Source organism: Clostridium sp. 29_15, from assembly GCF_001916075.1.
GTDB classification, from domain to species: domain Bacteria; phylum Bacillota; class Clostridia; order Clostridiales; family Clostridiaceae; genus Clostridium; species Clostridium lentum.
This window is the reverse complement of the sequence record NZ_MNRT01000041.1, coordinates 99,458-119,602: the sequence shown is the minus strand read 5'-3', so window position 1 is coordinate 119,602 and position 20,145 is coordinate 99,458. Positions and strand designations below refer to the sequence as shown.

At 30.3% G+C, this 20,145-nt stretch carries 14 protein-coding genes and 1 tRNA gene; 12 read left to right on the top strand and 3 right to left on the bottom strand.

Annotation, left to right across the window (positions count from 1 at the left end; translation table 11 throughout):
• The first annotated feature begins 34 nt into the window (after positions 1 to 34).
• The gene (locus BHW04_RS10655; protein WP_302699595.1) at positions 35 to 2,644 is read left to right on the top strand and encodes an SbcC/MukB-like Walker B domain-containing protein; all 2,610 of its coding nucleotides are present in this window, start codon (positions 35 to 37) and stop codon (positions 2,642 to 2,644) included.
• 193 nt (positions 2,645 to 2,837) lie between these two features.
• Here the strand turns inward: BHW04_RS10655 and BHW04_RS10650 are convergent.
• Positions 2,838 to 2,920: transfer RNA gene (locus tag BHW04_RS10650), tRNA-Leu, on the bottom strand.
• Between the two features lie 160 nt (positions 2,921 to 3,080).
• On the opposite strand from BHW04_RS10650, the gene BHW04_RS10645 reads away from it, so the two are divergent.
• Positions 3,081 to 3,893, top strand: coding sequence for a ZIP family metal transporter (locus tag BHW04_RS10645; RefSeq protein ID WP_022212164.1), 813 nt, complete (start codon positions 3,081 to 3,083; stop codon positions 3,891 to 3,893).
• 215 nt (positions 3,894 to 4,108) lie between these two features.
• Here the strand turns inward: BHW04_RS10645 and eno are convergent, their stop codons facing one another.
• Complete coding sequence (gene eno, locus BHW04_RS10640) at positions 4,109 to 5,404, bottom strand: phosphopyruvate hydratase (protein WP_302630931.1); 1,296 nt, start codon at positions 5,402 to 5,404, stop codon at positions 4,109 to 4,111.
• A gap of 290 nt (positions 5,405 to 5,694) precedes the next feature.
• Between eno and BHW04_RS10635 the strand changes: the two genes are divergently transcribed.
• From BHW04_RS10635 to BHW04_RS10595, 9 genes are all read left to right on the top strand, one after another.
• Positions 5,695 to 6,387, top strand: coding sequence for an iron-sulfur cluster assembly scaffold protein (locus BHW04_RS10635; protein WP_186834897.1), 693 nt, complete (start codon positions 5,695 to 5,697; stop codon positions 6,385 to 6,387).
• 20 nt (positions 6,388 to 6,407) lie between these two features.
• On the top strand, positions 6,408 to 7,406 hold the full coding sequence (locus BHW04_RS10630) for a GGGtGRT protein (RefSeq protein WP_186834896.1): 999 nt from the start codon (positions 6,408 to 6,410) through the stop codon (positions 7,404 to 7,406).
• 405 nt (positions 7,407 to 7,811) lie between these two features.
• Positions 7,812 to 9,137: a condensation domain-containing protein gene (locus BHW04_RS10625; RefSeq protein ID WP_302623099.1), complete on the top strand. Its 1,326-nt coding sequence runs from the start codon at positions 7,812 to 7,814 to the stop codon at positions 9,135 to 9,137.
• Between the two features lie 25 nt (positions 9,138 to 9,162).
• Positions 9,163 to 10,494: a condensation domain-containing protein gene (locus tag BHW04_RS10620; RefSeq protein WP_302623098.1), complete on the top strand. Its 1,332-nt coding sequence runs from the start codon at positions 9,163 to 9,165 to the stop codon at positions 10,492 to 10,494.
• Between the two features lie 61 nt (positions 10,495 to 10,555).
• Positions 10,556 to 12,235, top strand: a complete 1,680-nt coding sequence (locus tag BHW04_RS10615; RefSeq protein WP_302623097.1) for an AMP-binding protein — start codon at positions 10,556 to 10,558, stop codon at positions 12,233 to 12,235.
• Positions 12,228 to 12,452, top strand: a complete 225-nt coding sequence (locus BHW04_RS10610; protein ID WP_302630930.1) for an acyl carrier protein — start codon at positions 12,228 to 12,230, stop codon at positions 12,450 to 12,452. Before BHW04_RS10615 ends, BHW04_RS10610 begins: the two co-directional genes overlap by 8 nt.
• Before the next feature lie 116 nt (positions 12,453 to 12,568).
• A complete protein-coding gene (locus BHW04_RS10605) occupies positions 12,569 to 13,012 on the top strand; it encodes a 4'-phosphopantetheinyl transferase family protein (protein ID WP_302699591.1) in 444 nt (147 codons plus the stop codon).
• Positions 13,002 to 13,709, top strand: a complete 708-nt coding sequence (locus BHW04_RS10600; RefSeq protein ID WP_022167153.1) for an ABC transporter ATP-binding protein — start codon at positions 13,002 to 13,004, stop codon at positions 13,707 to 13,709. Before BHW04_RS10605 ends, BHW04_RS10600 begins: the two co-directional genes overlap by 11 nt.
• 15 nt (positions 13,710 to 13,724) lie before the next feature.
• The gene (locus BHW04_RS10595; protein WP_302630928.1) at positions 13,725 to 17,027 is read left to right on the top strand and encodes an FtsX-like permease family protein; all 3,303 of its coding nucleotides are present in this window, start codon (positions 13,725 to 13,727) and stop codon (positions 17,025 to 17,027) included.
• A 59-nt stretch (positions 17,028 to 17,086) separates the two neighbouring features.
• Here BHW04_RS10595 and BHW04_RS10590 read toward each other — a convergent pair whose 3' ends face one another.
• Complete coding sequence (locus BHW04_RS10590) at positions 17,087 to 18,442, bottom strand: aspartate kinase (RefSeq protein ID WP_302699588.1); 1,356 nt, start codon at positions 18,440 to 18,442, stop codon at positions 17,087 to 17,089.
• Between the two features lie 362 nt (positions 18,443 to 18,804).
• Between BHW04_RS10590 and glnA the strand changes: the two genes are divergently transcribed.
• Positions 18,805 to 20,133, top strand: coding sequence for a type I glutamate--ammonia ligase (glnA, locus tag BHW04_RS10585; protein ID WP_302699586.1), 1,329 nt, complete (start codon positions 18,805 to 18,807; stop codon positions 20,131 to 20,133).
• Positions 20,134 to 20,145 lie beyond the last annotated feature (12 nt).

Below are 20,145 nucleotides of genomic sequence, written 5' to 3'. Positions count from 1 at the left end.
CATCTTTAGAAATATTTTTGGTACTGAGAAGTTTTTGAAATTCCAAGATAAATTAAAGGAAAAGCAGCTTATATTAAAAAGAAAAATTGAAGGAGATAAGCAAAAGAGGGAAGCTTATATAACTAAAATTGATGGAAATGATAATGAAGAATTAAATTTATTAATTAAAGAAGATAATAAGGATATTTGGGAGCTTATAAGGTTAGTTAAGGAACTAATTGGTGCAGACAATGAAAAGGAATATCTTATTAAAAAGGATATTGAAAAAGTAAATGAAGAAATATTCAAAATTAAAGAGCATGAAATTAAAGCCAAAGAAATAAATAATAAGCTTCAAGTAAAGGAAAAAGTCCAAGAGGAATTAAATTATTTAGAAGAAAAGAAGGAAGCCATGAATGAGCGTCAGGAAGTTTTAGAAAAAGGAAGAGTGGCATTATCTTTAATTCATTTGGAAAGAAGCATTAATGAGGCAAAAAAAGAAATAGAAGCAAATAAATTGGAAATTGTTAATAAAGAAAAAGAGTTGAAGAGTAATACTAAAGATTTAAAAGAGAGTAAAGAACATTATGAAGAGTGTAAGGAACTTGAAAAGGGGAAAGACAGGCTTATAGAAGAAAAAAGTAAACTAAATGAAATTATTGGTAGATTTAAGGATTATAAACAAAAAGAAATTTTGATAAATAGCCTTAAGCAGCAGTTAACATCTCAAGAAAAAGTAAAAGATTCAATTAAGTTAAAGCTAGAAAATGCAGTAAATAATATTGAATTTTTAAGAAATAGGATTACGGAAAACGCCAAGAAGGAACTAGAAAGAGTTCAATATGGTAATCTTTTAAGTGAAAAACAACGTCAAAAAGCAGAATTAATGGAAGTATATAGGTCTATAAAAAAATATATAGACTTAAGAGATGAATATAATTTGCTATTGGAAAAGTTTAATATTCAGGAAAATATATACAATCAAGCTAAGAAAAACTATGATGATGGTGATATTTTATTTAGAAAAGGTATGGCAGGTATACTTGCCATGAACCTTGAGAGTGGAGTGAAATGTCCAGTGTGTGGTTCAGAGAATCATCCAGAGAAAGCCTTAGTGCCAGAAAATGTACCTACAGAAGAGCAATTAGAAAAGTTTAAAGAAGATTATGAAGCACAAAAGGTCTTATATGATAAGCTTATGCAAGCATTAACTATTAAGAATAGTGAAATAGAAAATCAGTTGAATGATACTATTACTGAAAAAGTAGAGAGAGTGAAAGAAATAATTACTATAAAGATAGAAGTAAATGAGCTGAAAAATTTTGAAGCTATTAATAGTAATGTAGTTGAAAGAGGTAAAGCAATTGCTAAAGAAATTGAGGAATTAGTAGAAAAAATAAAAAACATAGATGTAGCTATTGCTAGTAAAAAAGAAGATGAAGATAGTCTAGTGATGTTTCTTAAGAATCAAGAAAGTTTACAAAATATTTCAGAAGAAGAAAATAATAAATATCAAAATTTATTAACAGAGTCTGCAAAGGAAATGGCTTTATTACAGGAGATAAAAGAAAATCTACCTAAAGATATGGAAAGTGAAGATGAAATATTAATAAAGATTAAGGAATTTGAAAATAAAATTACTATGCTTGAAGTAAATTCAAAAAAAGCTCTTGATGTATATACAAGAATGCAAAATATAGTGGCGGAAAATAAGGAAGCTTTACTACAAAAAAATAACTTATTAGTCAAGTGGAACAGCATATTAAGTGAAAAAGATTTTGAATTTAAATTAGCTATTGAAAAAAGCTGTTTTATAGATAGTAATGATTATAATAAAAGCAAAATTAGTGAAGAAGAATTAAAAATCATAGAGAAGGAAATACAAGAGTTTTATCAAAGATTAAAATCTAAAAAAGATCAATATCTAATGCTACAAGAAGAGTTGAAGGATAAGGAACATATTGATATAGATTTAATTATTAAGAGCTTAAATGAAAAAGAAAATGAATTAAGAGAGTTAAATTCTAAGGAAAAGAAAATATTCTCTAGGTTAACTAGCAATAAGGATACATTGAAGTTGATTATAAAGATTAGTGATAAGATAAAAGAAGATGAAAGCGAGTACAATGTAATAGGTGAGCTTTCAGAACTAGCTAATGGAAATAATTTAGAGAGAATAACCTTTGAACGATACGTATTAGCAGCATATTTTGATGATATTATTAAGGCAGCAAACAGAAGGTTAAGTAAGATGACTAATGAGAGATATGCTTTAAAAAGAAAGGCTGAAAAGGGTAAAGGTACTAAACAGTCAGGATTAGAACTAGAAATTATTGATGCATATACTGGAAAGGAAAGGCATGTAAATACTTTATCAGGTGGAGAAGGTTTTAAAGCTTCTCTAGCACTGGCATTAGGGTTAGCAGATGTAATTCAAAGTTATGCAGGGGGAGTGCATATTGAAACAATGTTTGTGGATGAAGGTTTTGGTAGTTTAGATCCAGAATCTTTAGATGGAGCAATTAATGCCTTAATGGATTTAAAAAATTTAGGAAGACTTGTAGGAATAATATCACATGTTGATGAATTAAGGGAAAGAATTGAAGCAAGGCTTGAAGTATCATTAGGTAAAAGTGGAAGCCGTGCCAAATTTATTATGAAATAGAGTTNNNATGAAATAGAGTTATTCATCCGAATTTAAATTCCTACTAAAAATGTTAAGATAAAAGATTTTATTTGTCTATAAGATATCAGAAATTTTAAGAAAAATGATTATGGGATGAATAATAAACAATTATAAATAAAAATTGCTAAAAAGAAAATACAAAAAATACCTCTTACAATTGCAAGAGGTATTTTGGTGCCGCCAGTGGGAATCGAACCCACACGGTTGCCCGCATGATTTTGAGTCATGTGCGTCTGCCAGTTCCGCCATGGCGGCTTGTAAAAATATCACTTAATTATATTATCATGAAGTTTCTATAATGTCAACTAATTACATAGTAGAGAAAATAATTATATAATAATTTAAAGGGAACAGATGTCAAAATATTGCAATATAATGTAGAGAAAACTAATTTTAGGAGAATACTTAAAGAAGAATGGAATGGTTTATTAGTTTAAGTCCAGTGCTACAAGGGTTAACAGCAACTATATTTACTTGGTCTGTAACTGCTTTAGGAGCAGCACTTGTATTTTTCTTTAAAAATGTAGATAGAAAGATATTAAATTCAATGCTTGGCTTTGGGGCAGGTGTAATGACAGCAGCAAGTTTTTGGTCATTGCTAAATCCTGCAATTGAATTATGTGGTGAACTTGGATATAGCCAGTTTTTATTGCCTGCAATAGGGTTCTTTGCAGGTGGAGTATTTATTATTTTTGCAGATATGCTTATGGATAAATATTCATATGGTATTATACCAGTAAATAATAAGAGCCTAGAAAAAAATAAAAGTTATAAAAAAAGCATTTTACTTGTTTTAGCGGTAACATTGCATAATATACCGGAAGGATTAGCAGTAGGGGTAGCCTTTGGTGGAGTAGCAGTAGGAATACCTAGTGCATCCGTTGCAGCTGCTATGACCTTAGCATTAGGTATTGGGCTTCAAAATTTTCCAGAAGGTGCTGCTGTATCTTTGCCATTAAGAAGAGAGGGATTATCAAGAGCAAAAAGCTTCTTTTATGGACAAGCTTCTGGTATTGTAGAACCTATTGCAGGTGTAGTAGGGGTAATTGCAGCTATAACTATTAGGAGTATGCTACCTTTCTTTTTAGCTTTTTCTGCAGGAGCAATGATTGCTGTGGTTGGAGCAGAGCTATTACCAGAAGCATCAATAGAAAATAAAAAACTTACTACTTTTGGATTGATTTTAGGATTTATTCTTATGATGGTTTTAGATGTGGCACTTGGATAATTGTTAATGGAAAATGGAAAGTTGGTAGGAAACTTCTGTAGGAATTTTGAAAATTGATAATTAAAAAATTGAGGAGTATACTGAAATATTTTAAAAAAATAAAAAGTTTAAAAATTTTAGAAGTAAAAGAAAAAAGTGACTGTTGCACTAAAAATTTTATATACAATAATATTGTATTATTTATTCTTAATGCGACAGCTCCTTTTTTATATTAATTATTTTTTGATATTGAAGAAAGCTTTTGTTCCTCTAAATTCTGCTACAGCACCTAGTTCTTCTGATATTCTTATAAGTTGATTGTATTTAGCAACTCTTTCAGATCTAGCTGGAGCACCAGTTTTTATTTGACCGGCATTTACAGCAACAACTAAATCAGCGATAGTTGTATCTTCTGTTTCACCAGATCTATGAGAAATAACAGCAGTATATCCAGCTCTATTTGCCATTTCAATGGCATTTAAAGTTTCAGTTAAAGTTCCAATTTGATTTAACTTTATAAGGATAGAGTTAGCAACACCTTTATTAATTCCTTCTTCTAATCTCTTAGTGTTAGTAACAAATAAGTCATCACCAACTAATTGTACTTTTTTACCGATTCTTTCAGTAAGTAGTTTCCAACCTTCCCAGTCTTCTTCAGCCATACCATCTTCAATAGAGATAATTGGATATTTATTAACCCAGCTTTCTAAGAAATCAACCATTTCAGAAGCTGTTAAAGTCTTTCCTTCGTGTTCTAAAACATATTTTCCGTCTTTATAGTATTCTGATGAAGCAGCATCAATGGCAATAAACATATCTTTTCCAGGTTCATAACCTGCTTTTGTAATAGCTTCTAAGATTACTTCGATGGCTTCTTCGTTTGATTTTAAATTTGGAGCAAATCCACCTTCATCACCTACACCAGTTGAATATCCTTTTTCATTTAAAGTTTTCTTTAATGAATGATATACTTCAGCACAAGCTTGAATTGCTGCATCAAATGAATTAAAACCAGCAGGCATTACCATAAATTCTTGTAAATCAACGGAATTATCTGCATGAGAACCACCATTTATTATATTCATCATAGGTACAGGAAGAACCTTAGCATTCACTCCTCCAACATATTGATATAGAGGTAAGCCTAAGAAATTAGCAGCAGCGTTGGCAACAGCTAAAGAAACACCTAAAATAGCATTTGCACCTAATTTACCTTTATTGTCAGTTCCATCAAGTTCTATAAGTTTTTTATCAATGGTTGTTTGGTCAAAGACATTATACCCAATTAATTCTTTAGCAATTATATCATTTACATTAGAAACAGCAGTTTTAACACCTTTACCCATAAAATATTCTTTATTACCGTCTCTTAATTCTACAGCTTCATAAATTCCAGTTGAAGCTCCTGATGGTACGGCAGCTCTTCCTATAGTACCATCTTCTAAAATAACTTCTACTTCTACCGTAGGGAAACATCTAGAATCAAGTATTTGTCTAGCAATGATATTAACTATTTCAACAATATTTTTCATAAAATCCTCCTAAAAACTGAAAAAATCTTAAATAAATGAAAAATTAAATCATATATTAATGAAAATCATTTTCAATTACAATAATTATATAATACAAAATTGACGAAATCAATATTTTTTTTGAAAAAATTATAAAAAAGTCTTGTTGGTAACAAATTCATTTGTTATCATATTAAGAGTAGGATGAATTTAGCCCAAGTGGGCTTGAATTTGACCCGGTTAAGTACTTAGTCTACATATGTAAAAATGAGACAAGCTATAACTAGTATTAATTAGGGAGGAATCAATATATGATGTATTCAAGAGAAGTTGAAGAAATGTGCGTTGTAACTAAAGGCGCTAATCATGCATGTGCTCCAATTCCAGTTGAAGGAAAATGGGTACAAGCTACACAAATATCAGATATTTCAGGGTTAACTCATGGAATAGGTTGGTGTGCACCTCAACAAGGAGCTTGTAAATTAACTTTAAATGTTAAAGGTGGAGTAATAGAAGAAGCATTAGTTGAAACAGTTGGATGTTCAGGTATGACTCACTCAGCTGCTATGGCTTCAGAAATATTACCAGGAAGAACTATATTAGAAGCTTTAAACACAGACTTAGTTTGTGATGCTATAAATACAGCAATGAGAGAATTATTCTTACAAATCGTTTACGGAAGAACTCAAACTGCTTTCTCTGAAGGTGGATTACCAATAGGAGCTGGTTTAGAAGACTTAGGTAAGGGATTAAGATCTCAAGTTGGTACTATGTACGGAACAGTTGCTAAAGGACCAAGATATTTAGAAATGGCTGAAGGATACGTTACTAAAATCGCTTTAGATGAAGATAACGAAATAATCGGTTACAAATTCGTTCACCTTGGAAAGATGATGGAAATGATCGCTAAGGGAATGGATGCTAACGAAGCATTAGAAAAAGCTGCAGGACAATACGGAAGAGTTGCTGACGCTGTTAAATTAATCGATCCAAGACACGAATAATTGTAAGGAGGAATTTAATCATGGCATTATTTGAAAGTTATGAAAGAAGAATAGGACAAATCACTCCAGTATTAGAACAATACGGAATGAAAACAATAGAAGATGCTAAAGCTGTTTGCGATGAAAAGGGAATTAACGTTTATGATATCGTTAAATCAACTCAACCAATAGCATTCGAAAACGCTATGTGGGCTTACACTTTAGGTGCTGCTATAGCTATAAAGAAAGGTTGCACAAAGGCTGCTGATGCTGCTGCTGCAATTGGTGAAGGATTACAAGCATTCTGTATTCCAGGGTCTGTTGCTGATGACAGAAAAGTTGGTTTAGGACACGGAAACTTAGGAGCTATGCTTTTAAGAGAAGAAACTAAATGTTTCGCATTCTTAGCAGGACACGAATCATTCGCTGCTGCTGAAGGTGCTATCAAAATAGCTGAAAAAGCTAATAAAGTTAGAAAAGAACCATTAAGAGTTATCTTAAACGGTCTTGGAAAAGATGCTGCAAAGATTATTTCAAGAATTAATGGATTCACTTATGTTCAAACTAATTTCGATTTCTTCACAGGTAAATTAGAAATCGTTAATGAAAAACCATACTCAAACGGACCAAGAGCTGCTGTTAAATGTTACGGAGCTAATGACGTTAGAGAAGGTGTTGCTATAATGCATCATGAAGGTGTTGATGTATCAATCACTGGTAATTCAACTAACCCAACAAGATTCCAACACCCAGTTGCTGGAACATACAAGAAAGAATGTATCGAAGAAGGTAAGAAGTACTTCTCAGTTGCATCAGGTGGTGGTACTGGTAGAACTCTTCACCCAGATAACATGGCTGCAGGTCCAGCTTCTTACGGTATGACTGATACTATGGGAAGAATGCACTCAGATGCTCAATTTGCTGGTTCTTCATCAGTTCCTGCTCACGTAGAAATGATGGGATTAATCGGTATGGGTAATAACCCAATGGTAGGAGCTACTGTTGCAGTTGCTGTTGCTATAGAAGAAGCTTCTAAATAAGATTATTTTTAATTGTTTACTTATAAAAAAGTTCCGAACTTTATAAAATAGTTCTGAAAAGAATTATAAAAAAGTTTAGAAAAATAGAGTCTCATACGAAATTGTAATGATTTTGTATGGGGCTCTTTTTGTGTTAAGGTAGGAAAAATGAGAGATGAGAAGGTGTGAGTCAAAGAGAGAAATTTTCGAGACATTTTTATGATTGAGGAAACATTTTCTATTTTTATAGAGAAAGTAAAAGTTTATAAAGACCAATGAAATAAAGAAAACAATACTTTTTAAAAATTGAAAAAAATGGAAATATAATTTATAATATAATCAAGTTATTTTTATAACAATTAGTCTAATTTATAAAATACTTGCCACAGGAAAATAAAATAACATAAAAGTTAGGGGGATTAATTTATGGAAAGTATTAAATATTATGATTTAACATTATCTCAGGATGTCATGTATTTTGCTTTAAAATACTCACCAAAAAAGAATATAGTAAACATAGGAGCAGCCTTATGGATTGAAGAAGAAGTTAACGTTGATTTATTAGAACAGGCAATATATAAAACAATTTGGAGGGTAGATGCATTAAGGCTTAGATTAAAAAAGATAGATGGAGTAATTAAGCAATATGTATCCACAGAAGAACCTAAAAAAGTAAATATAGTAGATTTTACTAATTTATCTAAAAAGCAAATTGATGATAAGCTTACTGGTTGGACAGGAACATCATTTAAATATAAAAATGCAGAGTTATATGATATTACTATAATTAAAGCTAAAAACAACTTAACTGGTATTTATGTAAAGGTTAATCATGTAGCAATGGATGCATGGGGATTAACTGTTTTTATAAAGGATGTTATGGATGTATATGCAGCTATGATAGATAATAAAGAATTGCCAGAAGCACCAGCACCATTTATTCCATTAATTGAAGCTGATTTGGCATACAAAAACTCAAAAAGATTTAATAGAGATGAAGAGTTTTGGAAGGAATATTTTAATAAAGTACCTAATTATGCAACAATAGATGAAAATTATCTTGGTAAAAAATATAGAGCTACATCTTTAAGGTTTAAATCTAAATTAAAAGTAATAACTTTAGAAAGAGAAAAGGTAGAAAAGATAACATCATTTTGTAAAGAAAATAGACTTTCACCACAAAGTGTATTTTTATTAGGAAGTCAATTATATTTCTATAAGCTAAATAATACTGATGAATCCTTAGTAAATAATGTTTTAGCAAGGAGAAGTACTGTTGCATCTAAGAAAGCTGGAGGTATGTTGATTAATATTCTAGAATTAGTTGTTAAATGTCCACATGATTTATCTTTCCTTGATGCATGTAATAAGATAATGATAGATCAAGCTAAATTATTTAGACATGGAGATTATCCTTATCAACAAGTTATGGATTATCTTCAAAAAAAAGTAGGAATAAGATCTGGAAACTTTACTGATTTATCTTTTACTTACCAAGCAGCTAAAGTAGGAAGTGAAAATATGCTTAAAGCAAGAGTACAAAACTACAGTAATGGTAGTTCGGGAATTCCAGTATATCTAACTATTATAGATGTTTTAGGAACTGGAAATTTGGATTTTATGTTTGAATATAATTTAGCAATGGCCAGTGAAGAAATTGTAGATAAGCTTTATTCACAAATGATTAAGAGTATTGAAATAGGGATAGCATCACCTAATAAGACTTTAAGAGAAATAATAAGTGAAATATAGTATTTATTTAGAGGAGGATTTAATATTGGTTGATAGGAAGTATTATGATTTAACTCCATCACAAAAACTAATGTATTTTGCATTAAAATTCATACCTGAAAAAAACGTTGTTAATATTGGTACTGCAGTTTGGTTTCATGAGAATATTGATTGTGAATTATTAAAAGCTGCAGCTTATAAAGCTATATGGCGAATGGATGCCTTAAGGCTTAGACTTAAAAAGGTTAAAGGCCAAATAAAACAATATGTTTCAGAAGAAGAACCTAAAGAAATAAAGATTGAAGACTACTCAAATTATTCAAAGGATCATATAGATGAAATTTTAGAAAAATGGACAAGTACTCCGTTTAAATATAATGATAAAGAATTATATGATGTAATTATTATAAAGGGTCCAGAAGATTTAACTGGAATATATATGAAGGTAAATCATGTTATTATGGACGCATGGGGATTAACAGTATATGCAAAAGATGTTATTAATGTTTATTTAGCTATGAAAGATGGAAAGAAACTTCCAGAAGAGCCAGCGAAATTTATACCTCTAATTGAAAAAGATTTAGATTATATGAATTCTAAAAGGATGCAAAGAGATTATGAGTTTATTAAGAAAAAATGGAAAGACCCAGCGGTTTTTGCATCAGTGGAACCTAAATATGTAGGAAAAAAATATAGACCTAATAATATAAGATATAAAGGCAAACAGAAAGTAATGTCATTAGATAAGAGTATTGTAGCAAAAATAAATGAATATTGTAGAGAAAATAGAATATCTCAGCAAACATTATTTATTTTAGGAAGCCAGATATACTTTTATAAGCTAAATAATACTGATAAGTCAATGGTGAATTCTGTATTAGCAAGAAGATCCTCTATGGATAGAAAAAAAGCTGGAGGAATGATGGTGAATAACTTACAACTTAAGGTAGAATGCCCATATGGAGTATCTTTTAAAGAAGCATGTGAAAAGCTAACAAAAGAGCAGTTTGAATTATACAGGCATGGAGATTTTCCATATCAACTTGCACATGATTATGTATTAAAACAAGCAGGAATTAAATCAGGGCTTCTTACAGACTTTACGATAACTTACCAGCCAGCAAAGATATTTACAGACAATAGGATAAAAGCTAAAGTACAAAATTATTTTAATGGAAGTTCATCAATGAATTTATATCTAACAATAATGGACACTTTAGATTCAGGTGAATTAGATTTCATGTTCCAATATAAAGTTGCTGTAGTAAGTGATGAAATAGTTGATGAGCTATATAGAGTGATGATTAAAGCAGTAGAAATTGGAATTGAATCTTCTAATAAGACTATTGGTGAAATAATTGATGAGATTTATGCATAGGTTTTATTAATGTAGAATTTAATAAGATATTATGTGGTTGGTATAAAGGGGGATAAATAAAGTGATAGAGGTCTTTGGAGAATGCCTAGAAACCATTAGGGATATTATTAATAATTCTAGTAATAAGTATAAAGATAAAATTGCTATTAGAGAAAAGAAAAATAAGAAAATAGTAAGTTATACTTATGGACAGTTAAGAGATGATGTTTATGCTTTGGGGACAAAACTCATAGATATGGGGTTAAAAGATAAGCATATAGCTATAGTAGGGGGAAATAGTTATAGCTGGATTGTTTCATATCTTGCAATTATAACAGGAGTTGGAGTAGCAGTGCCTCTTGATAAGGAGTTAGACTCAGAACAAATAAGTAAACTAGTAGATAAGGGTGATGCATCAGCGCTATTATTTTCAAAAGGATTTTTATCTAGTATAGATGAAATGGTGGAAAATAGTAAGTTAGAATTTGCAGCATGCTTAAGTGATATAGATAAGTATAAAGATGTACAAACTTTAATAAATGAAGGTAGAGAATTGATAAATGAAGGTAATACAGTATATGAAAACTCTACTGTAAATGTTAATGAGTTAAATGTTATTATGTTTACATCTGGAACAACTGGATTTAACAAAGGTGTAATGATAAGTCAAAATAATTTATTGGTGAATATTGAACAATCATGTAAGGCTTTTGGAATTTATCACAATACTGTGGCAGTATTACCATTTCATCATATATATGAGAATGTTTGTGGTATGATGGCTCCAATAGCTATGGGGATGAATATTTTTATTAATGATAGTTTGAAATATTTATCTAAAAATTTAAAATTAGTGAAACCAGAAATGGAAGTAATGGTACCATTATTTTTAGAAACTATGGAAAAAAGTATAAGAGTCGAATTAAAAAGAATGAATGTGGAAAAGGTTTTTGAAAATAGTATAAAAGTTAGTAATTTCTTATTGAAATTTGGTATTGATTTAAGAAGGCTATTATTTAGAAAAGTGCATGCTAACTTTGGTGGTAAATTAAAAGCAATTGTATGTGGAGGGGCAGCACTTAAGCCAGAACTTATAACTTTCTTTGGCGATATAGGAATAACTATTCACAATGGATATGGAATAACAGAATGTACTCCATTAATCAGTGTAAATTTAAATAAAAAAGGAGAGCATTTTTCAGTAGGAAAAATATTTTCCAGTTGCCAAGTAAAAATTGATAATAAAAATGAAGAAGGAATTGGTGAAATATTAGTTAAGGGTCCAAATGTAATGATAGGATATTACAAAGATGATGAAAGTAATGAAAAATCATTTACTAATGGATGGTTTAGAACAGGTGATTATGGAAGCATAGACGCTGATAAAAATCTTGTTATTTGTGGAAGAAAGAAAAATTTAATTGTTTTAAGTAACGGTAAAAATGTACACCCTGAAGAGTTAGAAGGATATATATATGAAATGATGCCGTATGTTAAAGAATCACTTGTTTATATAGATAAGAATAAAAAAGGTAGTGAAGTTATCAGCACATATGTATATTTAGATCAAGATTTTTCTTCAGGTAAAAGTTTAGAAGAGTTAGAGTCAATCTTAAAAGAAGACTTGAAAAAGGTAAATAAAAAATTGCCAAGCTTTAAAAAAATACAGCATATATATATAAAAGAAGAAGAGTTTGAAAAAAATAGTTCTAAAAAAATAATAAGACAAAAGTTCTTAGAGGAGGTAAGTCAAATTGGATAAGAAAGTAATAGAAATAATGGCAAATTATTTAGGGTTAAAGGAAGAAGAAATAACATCAGATATGGATTTAATGGATGATTTAAACATAAATTCATATGACATAATGAGTATTATAGGGAGATTTGAGGATGAGTTTGATATTGAAGTTCCTGATGAAGATATAAGAAACTTTATAACAGTTGCAGATGTAATAAACTACATTAAGAAGCAAAATTGATTCAATGCTTTATAGCTAAATGTAATGATATAAAATTACAACGGCATTATAGTAAGGAATTATTACGGTATTCAATAAAAAATGTTTTTAAATTAGAAATAGAGGATGAAGCTATAATGAGAAATCAATATGGCAAACCCTCTTTTAAAAATAAAGAGCATATTAAATTTAATATAAGTCATTGTAATGGACTTATTGCTTGTGCTGTAGGTTTGGAAGAAATGGGAGTAGATGTTGAAAATATTAGAAGTTTTGATGATTATGTGGTAATAAGAGTATGTAATATGAAGGAAATAAATGATATATATAGCTCTCATGATAGTAAAAGAACTTTTTTCACATATTGGACTATGAAAGAAAGTTTAGGTAAGGCTTTAGGTGTTGGATTACACTATCCCTTAAGGGAAAATGAGTTTATAAAAAATGGTGATGGGTATTTATGTAATTACGAAGGATTGAAAATTAAAAACTATGAAATAGATAATAAGTTTAGCTTATCTATTTGTACAGATAAAAATGAAGAAATTATACTAAGGGGGGTTAATTTAGATGGAAGATAATTTTATAGAATTTAAGGATGTTTATAAAAGGTATCAAATGGGTGAAGTTACTATAGCTGCAGCCAATGGAGTTAACTTTCATGTTAAACCAGGAGAATTTGTAGTTATAGTAGGGCCTAGTGGTGCTGGAAAAAGTACAATTCTTAATATGTTAGGTGGTATTGACCAAAATGATGATGGGCAAATAATCATTGGTGGAAAAGATTTAAGTGCCATGAATAACAAAGAGCTTACTTTGTATAGACGTTATGATATAGGATTTGTATTTCAATTTTATAATCTAATACAAAACCTTACAGCTAAAGAAAATGTTGAAATAGCATCTCAAATTTGTAAAGAACCAATGGATGCAGAAGAAGCATTAAGAAGTGTAGGCCTTGAAGATCGTATGGATAATTTCCCTTCTCAATTATCAGGAGGGGAGCAACAACGTGTTGCCATTGCTCGTGCTTTAGCAAAAAGACCAAAACTTCTTCTATGTGATGAACCTACAGGAGCATTGGATTATCAGACAGGAAAGAACATCTTAAAGCTTTTACAGGAAACATGTAGAAAAGAAAATATGACTGTAGTACTAGTAACACATAATCAAGCTATTACGCCAATGGCTGATAGAGTTATAAGAGTTAAAAATAGTAAAGTAGAATCTATGGTTATTAATAAAAAATTAACCTCCATTGATGATATTGAATGGTAATGGAGGCGTAGTTTTATGACAAGTAGTTTAAAAAAGGTTTTTTTCAGACAAATAAAAGATACTAAAAGCAGATTTATTTCAATATTACTTATTGTAGCTTTAGGAGTAGGCTTTTTTGTCGGAGTTAAAGCTGCAAGTCCAAGTATGAAATATTCAGCAAATAAATTTTTTGAAGCAAATAATTTGATGGATTATAAAATTATGTCAGACTATGGTTTTCAAGATGATGATATTAGATCATTAGAAGAACTTAAAGGTGTTATGCAAGTAATGCCTTCTTATTCAGCAGACTTATTAGTTAATACTGGTGGTGCAAATAATGTAGTTAGGGTACAAGCTGTGCCTGAAAGCTCTGATGGAAAGCAGCCTATTAATGAACTAAATGTGGTAGAAGGAAGATTGCCAGAAAAATCAGGTGAATGTGTAGTTGAAAGTAATTCTAATACATCAGTTAAATATGAAATAGGAGATACCATAGAACTTCTTTCTCCTAGCGATGATAAGGAAATAACTGACGTAGTAAAGACTTCGACCTTTAAGGTTGTAGGATTTATCGAAAGTCCTCAATATATTGCTTTTGATAAAGGGATAACACAAGTTGGTGATGGATCAATCTTAAATTATATGATGATTTCTGCTGATGATTTTGCATATAGCCGATATACAGAAGTATTTTTATGTGTAAATACACCTAAAAAATATGAATCAAGCTTTGAAGATGACTATAAATCATATATTGCAGACTATTCTTCAAAATTATCAAGTCTTGGTGTAGACAGAGTAGAAGTAAATAAAGAAGCAATACTTACGCAAGCTCAGAAGCAAATAGATGCAGCAAGAAAAGAAATTGATTTTCAAAAAGCAGATGCTCAAGCAGATTTAGATGATGGGAAGAAGCAAATTCAGGAAGCAGAAGCTACGATAGCTGAAAAAGAACAAGAAATTACTGATGGAGAAGCACAAATAAAGGCTTCAGAAGAGCAGTTAGCTGCCTCAGAAGCACAAGTTGCTGATGGATGGAATCAAATAGTTGCTGGAGAAGAACAACTTAATGAAGGAATAAATGAATATAATGCTGGAGTAGATCAATATAATGCAGCATATTTTGAATATATGGCACAAAGAGAGGCTGGAGAAGCACAATTAAATCAAGCACAAGCTCAATTAGATACTTATGGGCCATTAATTAGTGGCTTACAGTCAATAATAGATAATGGTGGAGTTTTATCATCAGTACTTCAATCTCAATTTGATTCGTATATAACTCAGTATAATGATGCTGTTGCACAAGTTGATGCTGGAAGACAGATGATAGCAGATGCTGACTATCAAATTGCTGCAGCCAAAGAACAATTAGATTCATCAGCAGCACAAATTCAGGCAGCTCAAAATGAAATTAATACTCAAAAAGATAACTTGACTGCTGCGGAACAGCAGATTGCAGATGGAAAAGCACAATTAGAACAGTCTAAGGTGCAAATTGTAGAAGGGAAAGTTCAAATTGAAGAAGCAAAGAAACAGCTAGCAGATTCAAAGGCTCAATTAGAAGAAGGACAAAAAGAATTTGATACTCAATTTACTTTAGCTGAAGATGAATTAAATCAAAAATCAAATGATTTAAAAAATCTTTCCAATGGTAAGTGGTATATATTTACTAGAGATGATAATCCAGGGTATACTTCTTTTGCAGAAGATGCTAATCGTATTAATGGTATAGCTAGTGTGTTCCCATTATTTTTCTTCATAGTAGCAGCACTTGTATGTCTTACAACAATGACGAGAATGGTTGAGGAAGAAAGAACACAGATAGGTACATTTAAGGCATTAGGATATGAAAATAAGACTATAGCAGCTAAGTACTTTTTTTATGCATTTTTAGCAGCAATAACAGGAAGTATTTTAGGAATAGTGGTTGGACTATTAATTTTACCTAAGACAATATTCCACTCTTATGATGCAATGTATAAATTACCTATATTTGCAGTTAAAATAAGTATACCAGTTATAATTATAGCAGTTGTATGTGCGCTTCTCTGTACTTGTACAGTTGCATATTTAGTAGCTTATAGAGAACTAAAACTAAATCCTGCAACTTTAATGAGACCTAAAGCTCCAAAGCAAGGAAAGCGTATATTCTTAGAAAAGATACCATTTATATGGAATAAAATGAATTTTTCATCAAAGGTAACTACAAGAAATATCTTTAGATATAAAGCTAGATTTATCATGACTGTTTTAGGAGTGGCTGGTTGTACTGCACTAATACTTGCAGCATATGGTTTAAAGGATTCTATTTCTGTAGTTGTTCCTAAACAATATGGTGAGATATTTACGTATGATACTATGATGAACTTAAAATATGAAGGTACTTTAGATGAAAAGAAAAGTCTTAAAGATTCCATTGATATAGATAAGCGTGTTAAATCATCAATGATGATTAAACAAAGCTTGATGAATGGATCAAAGGCAAATGATGATAAAGAAGTACAGATAAGATTATTTGTACCAGAATCATTAGATAAATTCAAGGACTATGTACATTTATTAGATAAGGACTCTGAAAGTAATATTGAGCTTACCAATGATAATGTGGTAATAACAGAAAAGCTAGCCAAACTTTTAAATCTTTCTGTAGGAGATACTATAACTGTAGGAGATGATGCTGGAATAACTGTTGATTTAAAAATATCTAGTATAGTAGAAAATTATGTATATAATTACGTATATTTATCTAGAAAGATGTATGAAGAAAAGTTTGGGGAAGATTTAAAGCTTAATACAGCTTTATTAAAGCTTACTGAAGATGGTAAAGCTCATGAAGATGAAGTTGCTAAGGATTGGTTAAAGAAAAATGATATTTTAGTTGTTACTTCAACTTCTTATGTAATATCAAGTTTTGAAGATATAATATCAAGTTTGAATTCAGTAGTAGTGCTTATGATTATTTGTGCAGCAGCATTAGCATTTGTTGTTTTATATAATTTAACAAATATAAATGTAGCTGAAAGAATGAGAGAAATTGCTACAATAAAGGTGTTAGGATTTACTGAAAAAGAATCTGCCAATTATGTATATAGAGAAAATATCGTTTTATCGGTAATAGGTATTGCAGTAGGATTAGTAATGGGTATTTTCCTAAGCAATTATATAGTTTCTACCATTGAAATGGATATAGTTATGTTTGGTAGATCTATTCATGGTATAAGCTTTATATATGCAGCAGCATTTACTTTAGTATTTACTTTACTTGTTAATGTATCTATGTATGGAAAACTTAATAATATAAGCATGGTTGAATCTTTAAAATCAGTTGAATAATAAGAAAACGGGGCTGAATAGCTCCGTTTTATTTTGTGGTATTAGTTTGTAAAATTTTTCTAATTTGCTGATGTTGATTTAATAGGTACAACATTTAGATATTCATCACTAAATGAATTGTAGATAGCATTAATACCTTTTTCAAAATCTTCATTTTCAATACCAATTAAGATATTGATTTCACTAGAACCTTGATCAATCATTCTCACATTTATATCAGCTTGTGATAAAGCATCAAATATTTTTACAGCAACACCTTTTTTATTGGCCATGCCAGCACCAACAGTTGCAATAAGAGCCATATTAGGATGAACTACTACAGAATCTGGGTTACAAGAACGCTGAATTTCATCTACAAGAATTTCAAGTTTATTCTTAAGTTCAGAATCTGATATGACCACGCATACTGAATCTATACCTGAAGGCATATTTTCAAAAGAAACATTATTTTGCTCAAGGATAGAAAGCACTTTTCTACAGAAACCAAGTTCTGTATTCATCATAGCTTTTTCGATAGAAATAACAGTAAAGTTTTTTTTACCAGCTATACCAGTAAGCGTTCTATTAGAGGAATTTTCCCTAGAACTTACAATAAATGTTCCACTGTCTTCAGGAGCATTGGTATTTTTTATGTTTATAGGTATTCCAGCATTTCTCACAGGAAAAACAGCTTCTTCATGTAATACAGATGCCCCCATATATGATAATTCTCGTAGCTCTCTATATGTTATTTTTTTAATTTGCATGGGATGCTCAACGATTTTGGGATCTGCCATAAGAAATCCTGATACATCTGTCCAATTTTCATATAAATCAGCGTTAATATTAGCAGCCACTAATGCACCAGTGACATCGGATCCTCCTCTTGAAAAAGTAACAATATTACCTTCAGGGTCAGAACCATAAAAACCAGGAATAACAGCTTTTTTAGATTTAGACAAAGCATCTTTAAGTTTAAGTTCAGTGGCCTCATTATCTAAAGTACCATATCTATTAAATTTTATAACATCTTTAGCATCTATAAAGTCTATACCTAAATATTCAGCAAGTATTAATCCATTTAAGTATTCGCCACGACTTGCAGCATAATCTTTAGAAGCCCCATTTTCTAAATCTTCTTTTACAATATTTAAATAATCCTGGATGTTTAAATCTATATTTAATTCTTCAACTATGCTTTCATATCTTTCACTAATAAGTTTAAATACATCATCTAGAGGTATACCAGATTGTATATGACCATGGCAAAGATATAAGACATCTGTAATTTTAAAATCTTTTGAATGTCTTTTTCCAGGTGCAGATGGAACAATGAATTTTCTAGCTTCATCTGCAAAAAATATATTTTTTACTTTCTTAAACTGATTGGCATCAGATAAAGAACTTCCACCAAACTTTGTTACAATTGTTTTCATATTAATAGCCCCCAATAGAATTATTATTTGTAATAATAATATAATATTAGAAATATTTTACACAAATATTGTATATCTTGCAAATAATTTTATATGATTTTTACTTTGTATAAGAAAAGAACATTAGTGAAAAATAAAAAAATAATAAAAGTATGAAAAAAAATGATATTAGTATAAAAATAAATTCAATATTTTAGTAGTTATTTAAAAAAATAACTTATTAATATTATAGTGATAATTAGAAGATTGTAGTTTTTCTAATGAATGTATATAATATTAATAAGAAATTGGACAAGATTAACATTTTACTGACTATGAAGACATAATTTATTGTCTTTTTTGAAAACAAAGGGGGGCATTATATGCATTATTCAAAAGAAGATGTTTTAGCAATGGTAGAAGAAAATGGCGTTAAGTTTATAAGACTTCAATTTACAGATATATTAGGGACTCTTAAAAATGTGGCCATCACTGACAGACAACTTGAAAAGGCATTAAATAATCATTGTATGTTTGATGGATCATCAATTAATGGTTTTGTAAGAGTTGAAGAATCAGATATGTATTTAAGACCTGATTTAGATACATTTGTAATTTTTCCTTGGAGACCGCAACAGGGGAAAGTGGCTAGATTAATTTGCGATGTATATATGCCTGATGGAACTCCTTTTGAAGGAGATCCTAGATATATACTAAAAAAAGCAATTAATAAAGCAAAAGATATGGGATATACAATGAATGTAGGGCCAGAGTGTGAGTTCTTTTTATTTGAAGTTGATAATGATGGTAATCCAACCTTAAAAACTAATGATAAAGGAAGTTATTTTGATTTAGGACCTATAGATTTAGGTGAAAATGCCAGAAGGGATATGACTCTTGCTTTAGAAGATATGGGATTTGAAATTGAAACTTCACATCATGAAGTGGCTGCAGGACAAAATGAAATAGATTTTAAATATGCTGATGCATTAGTTACAGCAGATAATATTGCTACATTTAAATACGTAGTTAAGTCAATTGCTCAAAGACATGGGTTATATGCAACTTTCATGCCCAAACCATTACATGGAGTTAATGGATCAGGAATGCATATAAATATTTCACTGATTAAAGATGGGAAAAATGCTTTTCATAATGAAGAGGATGAATTAGGTTTAAGTTCAGTGGCATATAATTTCATAGGTGGTGTGCTTAAGCATATTAAAGAGATTTGTCCAATAACAAATCCTTTAGTAAATTCATATAAGAGATTGGTGCCGGACTATGAAGCTCCAGTATACATTGCATGGTCAGCTAAAAATAGAAGTCCACTTATAAGGGTTCCATCAGCCAGAGAAGAGGGAACTAGGATAGAACTTAGATCTCCAGATCCTAGCTCAAATCCATATCTTGTCTTAGCATGTCTTTTATTAGCAGGATTAGAAGGTATTAAATACAATTTAGAACCACCTAAATGCATTGATAAAAATATTTTTGATCTAAATAGAGAAGAAAGAAAGAGAGAAAATATAGAAAGTTTACCTGAAAGCTTACATGAAGCAGTTGCATATATGCAAAAAAGTGATCTTGTGAAAGAAGCTTTAGGAAAGAACACCTTTGAATATTACATTAGGGCCAAGGAGGTTGAGTGGGATAATTATAGAACACAGGTACACCAGTGGGAAATAACTAGTTATCTTTCAAAATACTAGGTCATAAAGGTG

Excerpts from the sequence above, each read along its gene's own strand:
- BHW04_RS10645 (WP_022212164.1), top strand. The coding sequence starts at position 3,081 with ATGGAATGGTTTATTAGTTTAAGTCCAGTGCTACAAGGGTTAACAGCA.
- eno (WP_302630931.1), bottom strand. The coding sequence starts at position 5,404 with ATGAAAAATATTGTTGAAATAGTTAATATCATTGCTAGACAAATACTT.
- BHW04_RS10635 (WP_186834897.1), top strand. The coding sequence starts at position 5,695 with ATGATGTATTCAAGAGAAGTTGAAGAAATGTGCGTTGTAACTAAAGGC.
- BHW04_RS10630 (WP_186834896.1), top strand. The coding sequence starts at position 6,408 with ATGGCATTATTTGAAAGTTATGAAAGAAGAATAGGACAAATCACTCCA.
- BHW04_RS10625 (WP_302623099.1), top strand. The coding sequence starts at position 7,812 with ATGGAAAGTATTAAATATTATGATTTAACATTATCTCAGGATGTCATG.
- BHW04_RS10605 (WP_302699591.1), top strand. The coding sequence starts at position 12,569 with ATGAGAAATCAATATGGCAAACCCTCTTTTAAAAATAAAGAGCATATT.
- BHW04_RS10600 (WP_022167153.1), top strand. The coding sequence starts at position 13,002 with ATGGAAGATAATTTTATAGAATTTAAGGATGTTTATAAAAGGTATCAA.
- BHW04_RS10595 (WP_302630928.1), top strand. The coding sequence starts at position 13,725 with ATGACAAGTAGTTTAAAAAAGGTTTTTTTCAGACAAATAAAAGATACT.
- BHW04_RS10590 (WP_302699588.1), bottom strand. The coding sequence starts at position 18,442 with ATGAAAACAATTGTAACAAAGTTTGGTGGAAGTTCTTTATCTGATGCC.
- glnA (WP_302699586.1), top strand. The coding sequence starts at position 18,805 with ATGCATTATTCAAAAGAAGATGTTTTAGCAATGGTAGAAGAAAATGGC.